Origin of the sequence: Phocaeicola sp. HCN-6420 (assembly GCF_037890145.1) — a bacterium.
Taxonomy (GTDB): domain Bacteria; phylum Bacteroidota; class Bacteroidia; order Bacteroidales; family Bacteroidaceae; genus Phocaeicola.
Genome location: NZ_JBBKBJ010000009.1, coordinates 124,569 through 142,009, shown reverse-complemented (window position 1 = coordinate 142,009; position 17,441 = coordinate 124,569). Strand labels below are relative to the sequence as shown.

Annotated in this window: 11 protein-coding genes; 5 read left to right on the top strand and 6 right to left on the bottom strand. The window is 45.8% G+C overall.

All coding sequences use genetic code 11. The features are described from left to right. The first annotated feature begins 15 nt into the window (after positions 1-15). Entirely contained in the window at positions 16-1,293 is a 1,278-nt protein-coding gene (locus tag WKT12_RS07760) for a voltage-gated chloride channel family protein (RefSeq protein ID WP_021970935.1), read from the top strand. Between the two features lie 114 nt (positions 1,294-1,407). Further along, on the top strand, positions 1,408-2,760 hold the full coding sequence (locus WKT12_RS07755; protein WP_021970936.1) for an MATE family efflux transporter: 1,353 nt from the start codon (positions 1,408-1,410) through the stop codon (positions 2,758-2,760). Here the strand turns inward: WKT12_RS07755 and WKT12_RS07750 are convergent. Both WKT12_RS07750 and WKT12_RS07745 read right to left on the bottom strand, forming a co-directional pair. Further along, complete coding sequence (locus WKT12_RS07750; protein WP_340319327.1) at positions 2,757-3,500, bottom strand: SDR family NAD(P)-dependent oxidoreductase; 744 nt, start codon at positions 3,498-3,500, stop codon at positions 2,757-2,759. The genes WKT12_RS07755 and WKT12_RS07750 overlap by 4 nt on opposite strands. 21 nt (positions 3,501-3,521) lie before the next feature. After that, positions 3,522-7,790: an AAA domain-containing protein gene (locus WKT12_RS07745; RefSeq protein WP_340319326.1), complete on the bottom strand. Its 4,269-nt coding sequence runs from the start codon at positions 7,788-7,790 to the stop codon at positions 3,522-3,524. 332 nt (positions 7,791-8,122) lie between these two features. Between WKT12_RS07745 and WKT12_RS07740 the strand changes: the two genes are divergently transcribed. Together WKT12_RS07740 and WKT12_RS07735 are read left to right on the top strand one after the other, a co-directional pair. Then, on the top strand, positions 8,123-8,701 hold the full coding sequence (locus WKT12_RS07740; RefSeq protein ID WP_337420215.1) for a Crp/Fnr family transcriptional regulator: 579 nt from the start codon (positions 8,123-8,125) through the stop codon (positions 8,699-8,701). 101 nt (positions 8,702-8,802) lie between these two features. Beyond that, positions 8,803-9,981: an acyltransferase family protein gene (locus tag WKT12_RS07735; protein ID WP_340319325.1), complete on the top strand. Its 1,179-nt coding sequence runs from the start codon at positions 8,803-8,805 to the stop codon at positions 9,979-9,981. A gap of 22 nt (positions 9,982-10,003) precedes the next feature. Here the strand turns inward: WKT12_RS07735 and WKT12_RS07730 are convergent, their stop codons facing one another. Then, positions 10,004-12,232, bottom strand: a complete 2,229-nt coding sequence (locus WKT12_RS07730) for a heavy metal translocating P-type ATPase (RefSeq protein WP_340319324.1) — start codon at positions 12,230-12,232, stop codon at positions 10,004-10,006. Positions 12,233-12,307: 75 nt separating this feature from the next. Beyond that, entirely contained in the window at positions 12,308-12,880 is a 573-nt protein-coding gene (locus tag WKT12_RS07725; protein WP_340319323.1) for a helix-turn-helix domain-containing protein, read from the bottom strand. Positions 12,881-13,029: 149 nt separating this feature from the next. On the opposite strand from WKT12_RS07725, the gene WKT12_RS07720 reads away from it, so the two are divergent. Next, positions 13,030-13,236, top strand: coding sequence for a hypothetical protein (locus WKT12_RS07720; RefSeq protein ID WP_007566093.1), 207 nt, complete (start codon positions 13,030-13,032; stop codon positions 13,234-13,236). A gap of 73 nt (positions 13,237-13,309) precedes the next feature. Here WKT12_RS07720 and WKT12_RS07715 read toward each other — a convergent pair whose 3' ends face one another. Further along, a complete protein-coding gene (locus WKT12_RS07715; RefSeq protein ID WP_278410255.1) occupies positions 13,310-15,592 on the bottom strand; it encodes a TonB-dependent receptor in 2,283 nt (760 codons plus the stop codon). Between the two features lie 208 nt (positions 15,593-15,800). Then, the gene (locus tag WKT12_RS07710) at positions 15,801-17,333 is read right to left on the bottom strand and encodes a tetratricopeptide repeat protein (protein WP_340319322.1); all 1,533 of its coding nucleotides are present in this window, start codon (positions 17,331-17,333) and stop codon (positions 15,801-15,803) included. Positions 17,334-17,441 lie beyond the last annotated feature (108 nt).

Here is a 17,441-nt window from a genome sequence, read left to right as displayed (position 1 = left end):
TGAAAAAGACAAGAGATGAAAATTTTAAAGAAACAAAACTTTGTGACGAGACAGGAACAATTTCCATTATTTCCTTATTTAATTAAATGGCTTTTTCTTTCAGCTGTGTCTGGAGCCTGCATAGGTTCGGCTTCTGCACTTTTGCTGGTTTCTCTGGAGTGGGCTACTCAGTATCGTGAACATCATTTATGGATTATCGCTTTGCTTCCCGTAGCTGGCTTGTTGATCGGACTGATGTATCATTATCTGGCGGGAACAGCAGCACGGGGGAATAACTTTCTGATAGAGGAAATCCGTTCTCCCCACGATATTATTCCTTTCCGTATGGCACCTCTCGTATATATCGGAACGGTGTTGACTCATCTTTTTGGTGGTTCTGCCGGACGTGAAGGAACCGGTGTACAGATGGGAGGAGCGATAGCCGATCGTTTTTCCAAGCTGTTCCGTCTGCCTAAGCGTGACCATCAGGTGATGGTAGCAATCGGTATCAGTGCAGGTTTTGCTTCTGTATTCGGAACTCCTTTGGCGGGAGCTGTGTTTGGTTTGGAGGTGATTGTCGTTGGTCGAATGCGGTATGAAGCGATTCTTCCGGTTTTCCTTTCGGCTGCTTTTGCTCAGTTGGCCTGTCATGCGTGGGGAGTGGAGCATACACTTTATCCGGCACCTGTAGTACCGGCACTGGGAGTTGCCAGTATTTTATGGGTTGCTCTTTCGGGTATATTATTCGGAATTGTTGCGATGATTTTCTCTCGTTCTATCGGCTTTTGGGGCGGACTGGCTAAAAAGTATATTTCCTATCCGCCTTTGCGCCCGGTTGCAGGAGGAGTAATCATAGCTTTGGCTGTTTGGGCATTGGGCACTACTAAATACATTGGCTTGGGTGTCCCGACTATCGTTGCTTCTTTTTCGGAGCAACAGATGTGGTACGACTTTTTGCTGAAACTGCTTTTTACAACTTTTACCATTGGAGTCGGTTTTAAAGGTGGAGAGGTAACTCCTCTGTTCTTTGTCGGAGCTACCTTAGGTAGTGCGTTATCATTCATAGTTCCGTTGCCAATGAGCTTACTGGCAGGCTTGGGATTCGTAGCCGTTTTTGCCGGAGCAACCAATACCCCTATAGCTTGTACATTTATGGGCATTGAGCTTTTTGGTATAGAACCGGGCATTTATTTGGGAATAGCCTGCGTAGTAGCTTATTTATTTTCTGGACATACAGGTATTTATACATCACAAGTAGTAGGAACTCCCAAGCACCTGATCTATTTACGCGACAAGGGAAGGACATTGAGATAACTCTTGATTTATCGCAAGATTTTGAGGCCTGAAATGAGAAAAATATTCATTTGAAAGCACAATCAAGCGCGGGTTTCCGTAATTTTGTATTCGATTTCAGAAACAGACACAGATATGGCACAATTGAGAGAGATGACAGCGGGGCCTTCATTGCCGCTGATTTTCAACTTTACCTTACCCTTATTGTTGGGAAACTTGTTGCAGCAGACTTATTCATTGGTCGATGCTGCCATTGTTGGAAAGTTCCTTGGAATTAATGCTTTAGCGTCCGTAGGAGCAAGCACTTCGGTTGTCTTTCTCATTTTAGGCTTCTGCAACGGATGTTGTGGCGGATTTGCCATTCCGGTAGCGCAGAAATTCGGGGCACACGATTATGTGACGATGCGGCGTTACGTTTCCGTCAGCTTGAAGATAGCCGGAGTCATGTCGGTGGTCATAGCCATATTGACCAGTTTATTGTGTGCTTTTATTCTTCGCACCATGCAGACTCCGGAGAACATCTTTCAGGGAGCCTACAATTATCTGCTGGTTACTTTTATCGGAGTGCCGTGTACCTTTTTTTATAACCTGCTTTCCAGTATCATCCGTGCATTGGGAGATAGTAAGACACCTTTCTGGTTCTTGCTTTTCTCTACCATATTGAATATTATCCTCGACTTGTTCTGCATATTGGTTATGGGGTGGGGAGTAACAGGCGCTGCCGTGGCTACTGTCTTTTCTCAAGGAGTATCGGCTGTACTATGCTATTTCTACATGTATCGTAAGTTTGATATTCTGAAAACAGAGGCCTCCGATCGTCGTTTCCGTCCGGAACTTGCCCGACAATTAATGTATATCGGAGTTCCGATGGGACTTCAATTTTCCATAACGGCTATCGGTAGTATCATGCTTCAGAGTGCAAATAACGCACTGGGTACAGCATGTGTCGCAGCTTTCACCGCGGCGATGCGTATCAAGATGTTCGTGATGTGTGCCCTCGATAGCTTGGGAATGGCGATGGCAACCTATAGCGGTCAGAACTATGGTGCCGGGAAACCAGACCGTATCTGGCAAGGCATCAAGTCGGCTTCGCTGATGATGATCATTTATGTGGCTGTAGTTGCTGCTATCATGTGGGCCTTTGCCGACAAGTTTGCCCTGTTGTTTATTGCGCCCGACGAAACAGAAATTATCTCAGATACAGCCTTGTTCTTGCATATCAATGTATCGTTCTTCCCTTTATTGGGAATGCTTAGTATTTTGCGTTACACCATTCAGGGAGCGGGATATACCAAACTTGCCATGTTCTCCGGAGTTTCGGAAATGATTGCCCGTATATTAGTCAGTCTGATCATTGTTCCGATGTGGGGATTCGTCGGCGTTTGTATGGGTGATCCTACTGCATGGCTTTTCGCTAACTTGTTCCTGATTCCGGCATTTATTTATGTATACCGTCGTTTGCGTCTTATTGTAGCAAAAGAGGCTTAATTCTTAACCCGCATTCGTTTCCATATTCCGGCAGGAATGAGCTTCCAGAAAAAGACCATCACTCTGTATCTCCAGTCGATAATGGCAATGCGCTGCTTGCGATGGATGGCACGTACGATGTGTCGTGCTACATTTTCCGGTTTCATCAGCATGGGATAATGTTTTCCGTCGTTGAGTAGTCCGGTAGCAACGAAGCCGGGACGTATATCTGTGAAGCAGATAGGGGAGCGGTGCATGTGGGCAAGCTGTTCCAGTGCGTCGATATATAGGTTCTGAAAGCGTTTGGTTGCCGAATAAGCAGGAGCGATGCCCAGTCCTTTCGTTCCCGCAATGGAACTGATAACTGCTATATGTCCCTTACCTTGTTGAAGGAAAAAGCGGAAAGCATGTCCTACCATGCGGGTAAATCCTGTTCCGTTCGTTTCCAAGGTGTTCAGCTCAATGTCGGGAGCCAACTCAAAATTCTGGAAGCCGATACCGGAACAGTGTACATACAAATCCATTCCTCCTACTTCGTCTATCAGCGCATCCAACTCTTTTTCGGCTCCCTCTTTACGAATATCAATGGGGCGGATCTGAATTCTTTCAGGGGCTTGCCGCTGAAAGGCCTGTAACTTTTCCAGACGCCGGCCTGCAATCCCGAGGTACCAGCCTTCGGCTATTAATAATTTAGCCACTTCGTAGCCTATTCCAGAAGTAGCTCCCATGATAATTGCACGTTTTGTTGTTGATGGATTCATATGGCAGTTGAGGTTTTGGAGTTATTTGTTACTACGTATTTCGTACATGAAGGTTTCAGATACAGGTACATGTTCGGCTTCACGGCTATAGAAAAACCGGTCGGCAAAAGGCATTTGTTCATTCAGCGGGCGGATTGCCTGCGTGAGGTGTGCACAGAATGTCTTGTAGGAATGATTGTTCATACGTTCACCTGCGTCATCACGGAACAGAGTTGCATAGTGGTTCAGCGGACGGGCATGCACCAACTGGTTAATCTGTAAGGCCAGATCCCGTGCCTCGCGAGGAGAAATACGGTCGAACAGACTGGACAGATTGAATATAATCAGTTCCGACAGTACACTGTGTGTCGACCAGAAAGTGGAAGGTACGGCACCGATTCTCGGATAGAAGCTGCACATAACCGAACGGTATGCTTCCTGTTCAAAGAAAAGTTGGGCTACCTTATCCATTTCCTCTATGGGATAAATGCCTAAGTAAGTCAGGTCTAAATGAGGAAGGCGACGGCAGGCATCGACGAAAGCCAGTCCCGAAGCTCCGCTTTCATAACTCAGATCGCAGAAAACGACACGCCCCGATACATTTCGGATAGCGTTGAACAGCCAGTTGCCATTGGTTTCATACAATGCCCGAGCTGCACAATAGGCCCGCCGCATATAATAATAGTTGTATAGTTGCAGACGTTCGCTTGCTGGAATTTCAGTATCCGGAGAGGAAAAGTCGTACCTCCCGTAAGCGGTCAGTTCCCGATTGCGAGCTTCATCGTTCAGAACTTCATCATCGACTGTCACGATCTTCTGAAACGCATTGCGGAAAGATTCCGGAAGCAGATAACTATCCGACTGCACATCCCAGCCGCTGATACATTCAGGCAATTCGAAATCTCCTCGACAAAAAGCTTCGGTACCCACATCGATGTATCCGTTGTTCATACGGATGTATTCCATCAGTTTGTAAAACGTGATGTTCGCTCCCAGTATCTGCGGGTTGCCGGTCAGGAACAATTGCTTTCTGGCACGGGTGATTGCTACGTTCAGTTTACGGTCTATTAAGTATTCTCCTTCCCGGAAAGTATTGCTTGTCAGGAAATTCAACTGACTGAAATTCTGGATGGTAAACGAGTAAATAATCACATCGCGCTGACTTCCCTGATAGCGTTCTACGGTGTCGATTGAAATATTATTTAACTCGGGAATGTTGGTTTGAGCGATTTCTCTGCGTATCATGGCTATCTGATTGCGATAAGGAACGATAACGCCTACCGTTTTGTTGGCATCAAATGTTTCCGATGTCATCCGGTAGATACGAGTCAGGAGGGTTGCGACGATACGTGCCTCGTTGATATTCGTCTTTTCCGAGTAAACAATGTTGTCCGGCGTTTCCGAAGGAATAAACACCATGCGCCGGGTTTGTATCAGTCTGTCCAGGTTGTCCTGAGGGGCAGGTGCCGACGGATAGGGCAGGCTTTCTTCCTGATGAGCCAGAGGAATAGGTTCCAGTTGCTCACGATAATAAAACGTATTGTTCGGAAACTCCGATATGGCAGGATGCATGCGACCTTGCTTGTGCAGAACGCTGCGGAAGGCCTCATCACTTTGTTTGTATAGCCGCTCGAAAAGAGAGTTACGGCAGTCGGTCAGTCCGATGGACTGTAACAACGGATCGTCTATTCGGGCTTCTTCTTCATTTTGCTGAGCAATGGCAGGCAACTGCTTGTAGTCGCCGATCAATATAAATTTGTCGATGGCATTGTCACGGTTGTGGCGTGCCGACAAGATGCCAATCAAGTCCGGTTCCAGTATCTGCGACGCCTCATCGATGATAGCCAGTGTGAAGTGTTTCAGGTTGAATAAATGCAACCGACTGTTTATGGCAGTGGTCGTACCCACAAAGATGCGTGTCTGCGAGATTTTCTTCTGAATATCCGTCAGCTTCGGGCAGTCAGCAAGGCTGTACTTTAAGAGATAAGGAACAAAACGCTTGTCGCACGACAACTCATTTCCTATGCGGATAAAAGGAGTCTTTTCTGCGATTCCCGAACCGACCAGCATGTTGCAGATTTCGTCTACCGCACGATTGGTATACGACAACAGCAGGAGAGAGGCATCCGGATCGGTTAATGCTTCCTCTACCATGTAGCGCAAAGCACACGAAGTTTTTCCTGTTCCCGGAGGGCCTACCAGCAAAAAGTAGTCATCGGTCTGCTTCTCTTTCAGGATCAGTTCGTCGAAACCTTTGTACGAACCATTCAGACTACGCTCCGGATGCTGTTGAGGCGTACGCAGTCCCAGCAGCAGCTCCTTGCGGTCGGCACGGGCAGACAGGAAAGCATAGAGTCCACGTATCGCATTCACCGACGAAGCATCCGAGGAATCATGTTCTATGGCAAAGACTTCATCCTCCTTACCTATAATATCTTTATTCTGCTGACCGTTGCGTAAAAGTACAGTCAGTTGCCGAGGCTGAATGTCTACAATATTCCCTTTCATCAGAATCTGCCGGCGTACATCCGGCTCTCCCCGATAGGCATAGAAGATAATGATATCGCCCGTCCGGAAATTAGGCAGGAAATCCTCTCCCTGTTCGGGAATGTTCAAGTCGATGATGTCGTAACCTTTTCCCGGAGCGCTTTGGCGCTTTTCGGTAATGGTCAGCCCGAGCAGGATGTTTCCCGACTCTATCTTTTCGGCAAGAGGCGTATGCCAGAGTCCGGCAAAACCGTTGGACGGATCGTTTCTTCCGCCTGTCTTGCTTAAAATCTGCTCCTTCGAAACAAACGTAAAGAAACGCTGAAAATAAGCCCGCTCCAATGGGGTGCAACGTTTCAGCGTATTGATGGTTTCCTGCAACTGCGGCTCCTGATAGTCGTTCCACAATTTGCTGTGTACTTGCAGTTCGTTCAGCAAGTCGGTATTCAGCTCTTCCGTAACGGGAGCGATGGCTCCTTCGCCGAAAGCAATCTCATGTGCTACAATCTGGTTGCGCAGACGGATACTTTCACGGAACAAGGTTTCGGCAAAGTGCTCGATCATCAGACCGTCGGTATATTTGGAATAAAGCAAGAACGTCTGCAAATCCTCCGTCTTACGTCCGAAGTTATACATCAGTACCCCCTGATAAAGCATCATCTGGATGAAATGATCCTCCTTGTGACGGTGGTTGTATTCATCCCTCTTCCCGGATTTCTGTTCCACAAGCACCTTGAAATCCTTTTGAAGCATATCCACACGTCCCTGCAAACCAAGTTGTTCGCAGATGAAAGAAGCCTCGAGCAAGGTATTGTGCTTGTCGAAAGCCTGAATGTTATGCGGTAAGATATCGTGCACAAACGACCGGATATTTATCATCTGCGCCTGCGCCTGTTCGTGAAAGTTGGCAGGGATGGGGCAGGTACAGAACTCCAGTGCCGATGAAGCGAAGAACTTCTTGATCGTATCTTTATAAGTTACAGGTTTGTCGTCCCGCTCGTTGATGTAATCATCGAGGAACTGGCTTGCCAGGTTACCCATCAGGATCGGAGCCGTATTAGCCTTAGGCTTTACCTTATTCATGAAGAAGTTCAGCGGATGATGCCCGTATTCGCGGAAGCAGGCAGCCAGCGAACTGATATCTATCAGATAATCAGGATGAATCACTATCAGGTTCGGGATGTAATGATTCTCCTCGTCTACACGTACGTCCAGCAGATTCAACTGAAGATTTTCTGTCAGCAATTCTTTCAGGTACAGCAAGTCGCCGTTATAGCCGCCTTTGGCATAGTCGATGATGATGAAAGGATCTTCGTCACTGTCGGTTGCGGCAAATATTTTTGTATCGTCCCAACTGCTGACTGCGGCGCGGACATACGGAATGCGTGAATGTCGTGTACCGTGGTAGGGGCGGTTGGAATGAGGAATTTCCGGTATCAGCGAAGCCGGAATGTCCTCCTCGAAAGCCAGCGATACGAAGCGGACAATCGCCCGCAGGTCGTATAAATACTCTTCCATCACCGGATGAAAGTCGTCGCGCATGGCTGCATTGCAATTGCGGCGCATGGTCTGTATGGCATACTTGTCGGAAGGAGTCATCCGTTTTTCCTTGCAAATATAGTCCAGACGCGAAAACAAGTTGGCAAACGAAAACGTAACCCCTGTCGTCAGTTCGTAACAGGCTTGTTCCAAAACCTTGTAAAGCAGAATATATTTGGCACGGATATTTTCAAGAGCTGCGGCGGGTTGCCGGTGTATTTGTTCAATACGGTGATATAAATCGAAAGACTGTAACTCTATATGGTTGGTCGAATTTACGGGCATGTCGGGATTAAAAACTTATCAAAAACTTAGATAACGATTCAAATATACAACTATTTTCTGAAACCGTATCATCTTTTTACGGTCGTTTCGCTTTCAGAGAAGAGGGTTTTTGCTGGGATGGGGATAGTAAATTCCGTGCCGTATTTAGACATCGAGGACTTGATGTTTGATACGAAAGGAGGGGGTTGAATGGTAAATTCCGTGCCGTATTTAGCTTGCAGCGGGGTCTATTTGAGCGAGATTCGCGTCAGAATACAAGCAAGTCGCAGGTTTTGATTGATGTTGTATATTTTCTTTGTTATCTTTGTCGGTATGAAAAACGAGATTGTCTTATGAAACATGTTGTGGAGTGTATGCGAGCCTTGTGCCCGATATCTGATGAAACGGTAGAGAAGCTGGAAAGTCTTGTCGTAAAATGTAACTATCCCAAAAGGTATCAGCTGATAAAAGAAAATATGTTTTGCAAGTATGCCTATTTCATTGAAAAGGGGATGACACGTTCGTTCTGGCTGGTGGACGGGGAAGAGATTACGACCTCCTTTTCCTGCGAAGGTGGAATTGTCTTCAGCATGGATGAATTGTATTATAATAAGAAGAGCGAAGAGTTTGTCGAAACACTGGAAGACGTAGAAGTTTACAGAATACAGCTGACCGATTTGAGGCATTTGTTTGAAACCAATCTGGAGTTCTGCAACTGGGGAAGAATCATTCACCAGAACGAATACCGGCGGTTGCACCGGAGTCATAAGGAGCGGCTGACACTTCCCGCCAAAGAACGGTATGAAGAGTTTCAGAAACAGTTCCCCTACGTTTGCCAGCGGACGAACTTGGGATACATTGCTTCTTATTTGGGAATAACCTTGTCGACGCTGAGCCGGTTGCGGTCGAATGAGAACGATAGAGGGCTGTAGCAGCCGATTTTGATGTAGGACAACTTTTTATTGGCTGATAGGTGTTAACTTTGTTTGGTGATTAACCGAAACGAATTTTTGTCTAATTAAAAATAGTAATCATGCAACAATTGAAAGCATCTGCAGCCTTTTCTGATACAAAGCCTCATTACGACCTGTTTGACGGCTTACGTGGAGTAGCTGCTATCTTGGTCTTATGGTATCATGTTTTTGAAGGATATGCTTTTGCGGCTAATGCCCCCATCATCGAAACTCCTAATCATGCATATTTGGCCGTGGACTTCTTTTTTATCTTGTCCGGATTTGTTATCGCTTATGCGTATGACGACCGCTGGGGAAAATCAATGTCTTCCGGCAACTTCTTTAAGCGTCGTTTGATTCGTCTGCATCCCATGGTCGTAATGGGAGCTGTATTGGGAGTAATAACCTTCTTGTTACAGGGCAGCGTGCAGTGGGACGGAACACATGTTGCCACATCAGCAGTGATGATTGCCCTATTGTGTGCTATGTTCTTTATCCCTGCCGTGCCGGGTTGCAGTTACGAAATACGCGGAAATGGCGAAATGTTTCCGCTGAATGGTCCTGCATGGTCACTTTTCTTCGAGTATATAGGCAATATCTTGTACGCATTGTTTATTCATCGTTTCAGCAACAAAGCATTGGCTGTGTGGACGACCGTCATGGGAATTTGTTTAGCCTTCTTTACACTGACCGATTATTCGGGCTACGGTTCGCTCGGAGTAGGATGGACACTCGACTCTGTCAATTTCATCGGAGGCTTGCTGCGCATGCTTTTCCCGTTCAGTCTTGGTATGCTGGTATGCCGTTATTTTAAACCCGTGAAGGTTCGTGGCGCATTCTGGATTTGTTCACTGGTGTTGATAGGCCTGTTTTACGTACCGTTTATTCCGGGCCTGGAACCCATCTGTTACAACGGCGTGTTTGAAATGGTGTGCATTATGATTGTTTTCCCGATACTGGTATGGTTGGGTGCCTCCGGTTCTACCACCGATACGGTTTCCTCTTCCGTATGTAAATTCTTGGGCGATATATCTTTCCCCGTTTATATCATTCACTATCCTTTCTATTACCTGTTTTACGCGTGGCTGATAAAGAATCAGTATTTCACTTTCGGAGAAACATGGGGAGTTGCAACCTTGTTGATGGCGGGTAACATAGCTTTAGCCTACCTGTGTCTGAAGTTATACGATGAACCGGTGCGGAAATATCTTGCGAAACGTTTCATGCATAAAAGACAGCAGGCAGGCCGTCAGCGTTGATTTTATTGATTGATTTAGAGGATTATCTGGTTCGTTTCATCCGCAGTCGCAGGCTGTTGGTTACTACCGAAACCGAGCTGAAGGCCATGGCTGCACCGGCAATCATCGGGTTCAGCAAGAATCCCGTGAAAGGGTAAAGTATGCCGGCTGCGATGGGAATACCTATCAAATTATAGATAAACGCCCAGAATAGGTTCTCGCGAATGGTACGTACGGTAAGCACCGAAAGCCGGATAGCCTCACTTATTTTAGTCAGGTCGGACGATATGATAGTCATCTTTGCCACATCCATGGCGATGTCGCTTCCTTGTCCCATGGCGATACTCAGGTCGGCCTGGGCAAGAGCGGCGCTGTCGTTGATGCCGTCACCTACCATGGCTACATGTTTTCCTTCCGCTTGAAGCTGCTTGATATACTCCGATTTTTGCTGAGGCAACACTTCCGCGCGGAATTCGGCGATACCAGCCTCCGCAGCAATCCGACGGGCAGTCTGCTCATTGTCACCCGTCAGCATGACAACCGAAATACCTCTTTGCTGTAACTCGGCGATGGCCTTTTTCGATGTTTCCTTTATCCGGTCGGCAATGGCGCAGGTTGCCAGTGCCTGCTGTTCGTCGGCAAACCAGATGACGGTCTTGGCTTCCTGTGCGAAAGCTTCAGCCTTTGCCGAAAGGACAGGAGAGATAGCGATTCCCTTTTCGGTAAGCATACTGCGGTTTCCGGCGTAATACGTCTTGCCGTTACAGCTTGCTTTTACACCCTGTCCCGTGATACTTTCGAAACCCGTCAGCAACATGTCTTGTCCCTTTTCGGAATCCAATCGTGACAAAGCCTGTACCACAGCTGTAGCCAGCGGATGTTCGGAATGCTTTTCCAGTTCCAAGAAGACACGTTGCATATCAGCATTCTCTGTCTCCCAGACAATGTCTGTCACCACAGGCTTCCCTTCCGTTATGGTTCCCGTCTTGTCGAGCACAATCGTATCTATTTTTTTTGCCATTTCCAGACTTTCGGCATCCTTGATCAGTATACCGTTTTCGGCCCCTTTGCCGATACCCACCATAATAGCCGTAGGGGTAGCCAGTCCCAAGGCGCACGGACAGGCAATAATCAGTACGGTAACGGCTGCCAGCAGTCCGTGCGTAAAGCCGTTCTCCGCCAGCACGATCCATGCAATGAAAGTAAGCACGGCAATTGTCATGATAACAGGGACGAATACGGCTGCAATTTTGTCGACCAGTTGCTGTACGGGTGCCTTGCTTCCCTGAGCTTCCTGTACCAGATGAATAATGTGAGAAAGCATCGTATCGGCTCCCACTTTTTCAGCCCGAAAGCGAAAACTTCCTTTCTGATTGATGGTTCCTGCATATACTTTTGCTCCTGCCGACTTACAGACAGGAATTGGTTCGCCGTTCAGCATACTTTCGTCGATGAAAGAACTGCCTTCCGTTACGGTTCCGTCTACAGCGATACGTTCTCCCGGTTTCACGACAATCATGTTGCTTGGAACAATCTGATCAATACTCACTTCCCGTTCGCCGGTTCCGTCGTCGAGGATAACCGTATGAGGCTGTAGTCCCATCAGTTTCTTGATAGCAGCCGATGTATTGCCTTTGGCACGTTCTTCCAGTGTGCGTCCCAGCAGGATGAAGGCGATAATCACGCTGGCTGCTTCAAAGTACACATGCGGAGTCACTCCCCTTGACAGCCAGAAATCGGGGAAAAACAAGTTGAACAAGCTGAACAGGTAAGCAATTCCGGTGCTGTTTGCCACCAGCGTATCCATGTTGGCCGAACGATGTTTCAGCAGTTTCCAGGCATTGACATAGAAGCCGCTTCCCAGCCAGAACACCACCGGAGTCGATAATATCCACATGATATAGTTGGCGTATGGCATATCCATGAAAAACATGCCGATAATGGCGACAGGGAGCGACAGGATAATAGCCCATGTTGTACGGAATTTCAGTTGCTTGTAGTGAGCGTCGTGTGCGTCTTCAGCTTCTTTTTCAGCTTCTTTAGTCGTATCAATCAGCAAGTCGAATCCTGCTTTTTGTACAGCCTGCTTCATTGTTTCGGGCGAGCAGAGCGACGGATCATATTCTACGGTGGCAATAGCTGCCGCCAGATTCACGTTGGCCGAATGCATTCCTTCCTGACGGTTCAGTGTTTTGCTTACACGCGCAGCGCAGGCGGCACAACTCATGCCCAGTACGGGAAATGTCTGTTTTACTATTTGTTGATTTGCCATTGTTCTTTTCTTTTGATTCTGATGCAAAGATACAGTGGCAGACCTTTATGTATGTTACAAAATTATGGATATGATTTATACGATTTGGTCCAGCCCTTTGCGGGGATGTGTTTTCTGCTTTTTAAATTCGCTGGGTGTAATTCCGGTAATGCTCTTGAACTGGTTGCTTAGGTGGGCGGCACTGGAGTAGTTCAACAGAGTAGCTATTTCGTTGAGCGACAGTTCGTCGTATACGAGCAGCTCCTTTACACGTTCTATTTTTTGCAGGATGAAATATTTTTCGATGGTGATTCCGTTGGTTTCCGAAAACAGTTTGCTTAAGGAGCTGTAATCGTGATGAAGCCTGTCGGCAAGAAAGTCCGACAGAGTTGTTTTAAGTTCACCGTTTTGGCTATGTACCAGCCGGATAATTTCCTGCTTGATTTGCTCTATCAGCCTGTTGCGTTTGTCGTCTATCAGTTCAAATCCCACAGACTGTAACGTTTGCCGGATATGTTCCAGTTCGGCTTTTTCGACAGTTTCCTGTATGATAGCCTTTCCCAGCTCAACATGCAAGGGTGTAAAGCCCAGTTTGGCAAGCAAGTCTTCTACCACCATAATACAGCGGTAGCACACCATGTTTTTAATATAGAGCGTTGTATTGTTCATGCGTCTTAAAATAATTTCTGCAAAATAAAGCTTTTCAATATGAATATATGCCGGTTTGCTGAATTTTCTTTTGTTAAAAGAACCACAACTATTCTTTTTTTGTTTCTATCTTATATTTTTGTAAAGTTAATAAAAATCAGCATAGAGAAATGAGAAAAATGCTTTGTCCGCAGTGTAAGATTGCTGCCATGTATGTAAAGAATGAAGCAGGCGACCGCCGTCTGGTATACGTTGTTGAGGGAGGAGAGGTTATACCTAAAAATCCGGAAGAGTCGCTCGACGGATTCGATGTGAGCGAAGTATTCTGCCTGGGCTGTTCATGGCACGGGAATCCGAAGAAACTGGTCCGCTATTGAAAAGGGTTTGAGAATAAATTGGTGAGGCTGCTATAGAATACCAGCAGGAAGTGTTCCATAGCAGCCTATGATTTTAGTTGACTTTCATGATAGCCGAGTTGATGCTTCGGTCTACATCGTTCTTGTCGCGCGAAGTCTTCCGTCCGAAATCGAAAGTATAGGCAAGTTTCACGTAACCTGTACGCTGGTAGATGCGGCTGGTTCTTTCTTGCGTGAACTGATATATACCGATAGGAGAATATTCCGTATAGCGGGAATGTTTGGTAAATGGACTATCTGTACCTGCTTCTGCCAGCCAGTTCTTTTTGTTAAACCGAAGCGAGAAACCATACTTCCACGGTGATTTCTTGAGTGCTAACAATTCGCTGTCAAGCCCTCTTTCTGGAGTTTTCATGTAAGCATTCAACGTAAACGAATGGAAATAATAATTCACATCAAGCGTAGCCATAAAGTTATCTTCCGAGATAGGAATCTTTGCAATGTCCAGCTTCTCATATTTGAGCTTCAGGTTTGTACGGAAATTCTTTGACAATTTACAAGATGATATAACTTCAGCTTTCCATTTCTTATAGTCAGTATCTGAACGGTAGCTGTTTACAAGTTTGTTATTTTCAATATAATAATCCCCACAAATATTATTTTTCAGAATCGTATAGTTGAAGTTGAACTGGAGATTAAAGGGTTTCACTTGTGCATCATAAGTGAAGAAAAGCTCTTGTATGATCGGGTTATTCAGATTAGGATTTCCTCGTTTTATTTGTAGAAAATCTATATTTTGATCCATTGTATTAATATAGCTGATATCCGGCTGATAGTTTCCCATGGCGAAACCGCCTACTAACTGGTGCTTGGCATTAATCAGGTAACGAATCCATGAGTTAGTGCGGAATGTCCAATATTTTTGCAAGTCCTGTCCGTGCAACTTATAATTTAGCAGTGATGCACCGGGTGACAATGTAATGGTCAGTTTGTCAAAAAGATATTGTGTATAATTTAAATAAAATAGAGTTTCGCCTTTCCACAGGTGTTGCCAGGATTCATTATCTCCGGTATAGGCGGAAGAAGTAATCTGATGGTCGTGCAGAAAACTTGCGCCAAACGAATTATGTTTTAAGTTGATGCCATATACACCCATTGCTCTGAATGAGTATAAGTCTTCATCTGCTTTAGTAAACAGACGCTGTTCGTCCTCCAAGTAATTCCGCTGATAGGTGTTGTGGTCATAGTTTCCTCTCAGCATGACGTGTATACGTTGGTTCTTTGTGGGATAGAATACTCCGTCCAAACAAAGGGACGGTTTCAGATTCTCTTCACTTACCCGTTCCGATGAACTTACATTTTTATTTTCATAGCCGGTATAATTTAACTGTTCGCTTTGGTCATTATGCGGAGTATCATTATGGGTCAACGACACTAGGGCATACAGATTACGCTTATCCGTCTTGTTATTCACTTTGAATTGGGCGTACTGCTGATTGTTGTGGTATAAGCCGCCTTCATTCATATGATTTCGATTGACTTGATAGTCTGGAAAAAACAGCAGCTCATTCTTTTGATTTTGTACTCCGTCATGCTCTGCCATATTGTATCCACCGAAAAAAGTATAGTTAGTATTGCCATGTGCTATTTTTGCTCCGATGTTATAATCACCTTTGGTATAGCCTATATTCTGTTCTGCATCTAAAGTCACGTAACCGCCCACCTTATACTCTTTTGTAATGTAATTAATAGACGCAATATCACCTGTGTAGATGCCACTCGGGATATCATAGTATTCTACCTTCTCTATGTCTTTGGGGCGCAGGTTCTGTACTTCACGTAAGTCTGCCTGTACACCGTTGATATAAAGTGTTACAGCTCCCCGTGAAGTAGAAACACTCTTGCTGCGAGGATCTACATCCACTCCGGGTATCATCAGGTTATACAAAACATCATATCCCGAATAGGCGTGCTTCAATTGTTGCTTGTCTGGAATAATTAACGTATGGTCTTTCTTTCGGATGAATGTAGTACCTTTTACTACGACTTCTCCGAGTACAACGTTTTCTGTTTCCAGTGTGACAAGAGGAACTTCTAAATTTTTATCAGACATTTTTATCTGGATGAACGCTGGCTTATAGCCGATTGAGCTGAGAGCTACTAAATAGTTTCCTTTCTCTATATTGCTGAAGACATATTTCCCCAATGTATCTGTGGTAACTCCTGAAACAAAAGTTGAATCAGTTTCTAGCAGGCGGACTGTTACATAGGGCAATGGCTTTCCGTTGTTTTCTACTGTCCCGTATAATTTATTCTGCGCTTGCATAGAGTTGCCCAATAATGCCAATGACATTATTAATAATCCGGTTTTATTCATAAGAAATGTGTTATGTTGAATAATCGTTTGGTTAACTTGCAGTATCAGGATATGCTCTTTCGTTTGGAGAAGAACAAATTTGTAGAATCAAATGTATGGGAAAAGTACTTTTTGCCGAAAAAACAATGTTCACAATTTGTTCACATTTTGCAAATTATTGATATTCAGTAGAATAAAATAGCTATGCTTGAGTGTTGAAATGGAGAAATTATACCAGTTTATATAAGAACTCGGTCATTTTTTGCACGCTGCCTTTTTCTCCGGTTATCTTTGTGTACAACCGGCTCAGGGTATTGCTGATGGATGAAACCGAGTGGCTCAGCAGTTCTGCCATCTGCGTGCGTGACATGCCTATCTTTGTCAGGCAGCAGACACGGAGTTCGTGCGAGGAGAGTTTCGGGTAGTACTGATACAGTGTGGATGTAAAGTCAGGATAAGCCTTGTTTATGGCCTCCGTCAGCTGTTGCCAGTATTCATCAGTCAGTTCTGAACTGCGTGTTACGGAGAGGAATGCAGCAAAAGATTGTCTGGCAGTGGAGGGTGTTAGGTTTTCCTCCTCATGCTGATTTTCGGTTATTATATGTGCCTCATCCTTTTGTGGCTCTTTGCGGCGGGCACGGATATTCCTGCCCATATAAATCATACCTGCCACCAGCAGAATTAGTGCCAGCGCCAGTATATACCGTAGCCTTTTCATGTGCGAGAGCAGATCAAGTTTTTCTGCCTCGTGATTGATGCGTACTGTCGCTTCTGTACGTGTCATTCTGCTGATGGAGTCGGACACCTCCCGATAGCAGCGGGCGTAACGGTGTGCATCTTGCTGTTTGCCTTGTGAGAGTGCTATTTCCTTCAATATGCCATAGGCTGTGCGGTGATGGTAAATGTCGGTTCCCTGTAATGCTTTGCGACAATATGCTTCGGCAGAGTCCGGACGGTTTTCAGCCTGATAAGATTTGGCAAGCGTAAGTGCTGACAATGAACTGAAACGGTGTTTCAGCACTTCGTATGCCATGTCTTTTGCCTGCTCTGTTCTGCCGTTTCCATATTTGAAGTCGGCCCATTCGCTCAGTACACCATATGCCGGTCTGGTGAATCCTTTTTCTTTCATCAGGTTGTATGCCTTGCTGTAATACACTTCTGCGCTGTCCGGACTGTACTGCCGGTCGAATATTCGTGCCATATCTCTCCAGCTGTAGGCAATTCCCAGATAACCATCGCATTTTATGTTATATACCAATGCCTGCCGTAAAGCTTTCATGCTTTCGTGGTATGCTTTTTGATAAGCATACAGGGCCGCCAGTTGTCCGTAGATGCGACCGTTCAGCGTATCGTGGTTGCAGCCCACCTCGGCTGCACTCAGGTATGTACGTATTGCCCTTGATGGTTCGTTGCAGTCGCGGTACACTCCTGCCTTGTAGTAAAGCGCTTCCGCCAGCCTCCGGTCATCTCCTTGCTGCTCGTAGAAGCGTACTATGCGGTTTATCAGCGAATCGGAGGTGTGCGGAATATAGAGTTTGTCTTCGGCTTTGATTCGTAGCATGTGGCAGTACATCCGTTCTTCTTCCGTCAGTTCCTGCAAGGATGCGTCGATCGAGTCCAGACAGGCAATGGCACTGTCCGGACAAGCTTCTGCCCAGTACTCCGCCTGTCTGATCAGGGGAGGGTAGGATGTTTTCCGGTTGCGGCAACCGCATGCTCCTATCAGCAGAAGCAACAGCAGGAAGTAAGCTGTTTTCTTCATTGCATTTCTTTACGCTGTGCAAATATACGATTTTACGGTATTCCGACAAATTTGTCTGGCATGGAAGTCCGTAGAAGTCGTGCAGCTTACTTGTGTTGCTGCCTATTT